2 protein-coding genes are annotated in these 2,474 nt (G+C 36.1%); both read left to right on the plus strand.

All coding sequences use genetic code 11. The features are described 5' to 3' along the window. Window positions 1–157 precede the first annotated feature (157 nt). Entirely contained in the window at window positions 158–1,084 is a 927-nt protein-coding gene (locus NXR94_RS17095; RefSeq protein ID WP_258105894.1) for a hypothetical protein, read from the plus strand. A 502-nt stretch (window positions 1,085–1,586) separates the two neighbouring features. Next, window positions 1,587–2,237, plus strand: a complete 651-nt coding sequence (locus NXR94_RS17100) for a hypothetical protein (protein ID WP_258105895.1) — start codon at window positions 1,587–1,589, stop codon at window positions 2,235–2,237. Window positions 2,238–2,474 lie beyond the last annotated feature (237 nt).

Consider the following 2,474-nt stretch of genomic DNA (forward strand, 5'->3'; position numbering starts at 1 on the left):
GGTACCAAATCGACCAATAGGTCTCAAATCCTGGTTAGCGCTTGGTTCAAAACCTGCCTTTCCTATCTTTAAGTTATTAAATTCAGTTTCTTGGAATATTTATAGGAAGGGAAGCTAAAGGTTACCAGTAATCGTTTTGAAAATTCTAATCTTTTTAATGTTAATCTTCTGTGTATCTGATCTGTTTTGTCAGAACTATGATGATGAGGTTGGCAGTGTCCATTTGTCGTTAACTAGCCAACAGATCATTTCTAATAAAGATGGCCTACCAACAACGAAAGTCACCAACAAAAAGAACCTCCCTTATCTAAAGCTAGATTTTGATTCAGTAGGAAGCTTGTTAAAGAGTGAGTCATTTGGGAAACATCATAACCCTGATCTAAGACTTACTGACAAAATAGAAGTATTTGAATACCGTAATGGATTATTATTCAAATCGATTGAATACGAATCAGATTACAACTCAAAAGTTTACCCGTATTTCAGAACGGAGTATGTTTATAATGATTCAGCTCAATTAGTAGATGAATCAACATATTATTTTGAATCCGACTCGCTATTTTTTCAAACAACATTTGTATATGACGCTAAGAACAATCGAACCAAATCGATTTTTAACCCAACCTATTATTACTTGAGGGAATTTGATTCGCTAAACCAAATTACCTCACTCAAACAAATTTACGACAACAAAATCCGCTGGGATTGGACTTATTCATACACAGACTCAACCAGAACTGGCAAATTTCAAACATACTACTCTGATGGAAAAAACAATTCTAAAACGGAGATTAGAAGATATATAGGCAGCCAATTAATAGAGGTGGAGGAAATAGGAATAATCCATTCTCTTAAGAAGTTTGAGTATTACGAAAATGGCTTAATACAAAAAATAAGCGAATATAGAAAAACCGAATATCTCTACTTAAGCTCATCTGAACGCAAATTGATTAACAAGGTCAATTCATTATTCAAAGCAACTGATGATTTTGAACCTATTCAGCACACTGAAATACTATGCTCATCTGAACATGAGTTGTCTAGTGAGGTAATTTCAAGACTAAATTCAAAAATTGATTGGTGAGAAATACTGGTAACATATGCTATGAATGAATGGGACTTCATCAGTCAGGATATTTTGGTGGGGATTGGAAAGTCCGCCACAAGTTTTAAATTTAAATCAAGGCGTAGCTATGTGCGAGACGAGAGGTTAGTGCTTTTTAATCCCCACTCATCATAGCTGGTCGTTGTGGGTAATTATGCATTCAAGAAAAATAATCCTCCTATTTACACTTCTCGCAACGTGTTTTTTTGCGAACGCTCAACTTTCAGAAGAAGTCTCAAGAATTACCGACTCTTTGTCTAGGGCGACATTGTTCCATTACGAACATATTGGGATAGAGCATCGAACATCTGAACTTTGGCAATATGCTAGACGATTAGACACGATCACTAGTACATCCGAACTAAGAACCCTGCTGGAGCATGAGAAATCAATTGTTCGTTGTTATGCATTCCAATCCCTATGTAACAGATCGGAAGAAGTCTATGATTTTCTCATAACTCATCTCAACGATTATGATCGCTTGAACACCCTTCATTATGATTTATTAAACACCTACTTTGTCTCTGATTTCTATATCTCGGAATCACGGGAGTTACTTACCACGCAACAAAAGGAAGAGCTTGATAGCACTCTAATTTTTGATCCTAATTGCTACCTGTCATGGAAAACTGCATTAATTCGACAATTGCCAACTGATGACAGATATTATCAAGCGGTTAGGACAGCAGCTGAAAAAGGTGATGGAACAGCGCTTACAACCCTGGCCAAATTCCAAAGGCAGGAAGACAAGGAACTAATCTTAAGCGGTTATTCGATTGATGAAAATAACTATATGATATTAAGAGCTATTAGAGAATTTCCTGATCCAGAATTCTATCCATACCTAACTAAAAAATTTAGAGGTAAATGGTCAAATCGACGGTATTCATTTTCCGAATGGAGAATTCTTTATCAAGCTTTGGCGCAATATCCAGATGAACCTGAAACAATAGAACTTTTCAAGAAGACACTAAAAGCCCGCGGCAATTTCAAACGTCAAACATTCTGCTCCTATATGAAAGCTGCAATTCTAAAATATCCAAACCCACAATTCGAACCAATCATGGCTAAGATCAAACTTGATGAAGTTTACGAACGAAAAGTATCAGAAATAGTAGATGATTATAGATAAACTACCCACAACAGACACTATCATCCATAAGCTAACGGAGCTGTTTGCAAAGGCTAGTGCGATGAGATACTTTTATAGAAATTAAAAATCGGTCAGCCTACGGATTTTAGCTGATCGATATCTATGATAAAATCAAGCCATTTCAACTTTTTTTAGTGCAATTCTATCCTGATATGGTGTCCCTCTCTTAACTACCGCTACTACCCTGTGCAGTAGCTTATTTCTTATGGCGTTAAG

It is taken from the genome of Marinoscillum sp. MHG1-6, assembly GCF_024714475.1.
Classification (GTDB): domain Bacteria; phylum Bacteroidota; class Bacteroidia; order Cytophagales; family Cyclobacteriaceae; genus JAMZMI01.

Bases quoted from the DNA above. Each gene is read 5' to 3' on its own strand.
- NXR94_RS17095 (WP_258105894.1), top strand. From the start codon at position 158: ATGTTAATCTTCTGTGTATCTGATCTGTTTTGTCAGAACTATGATGAT.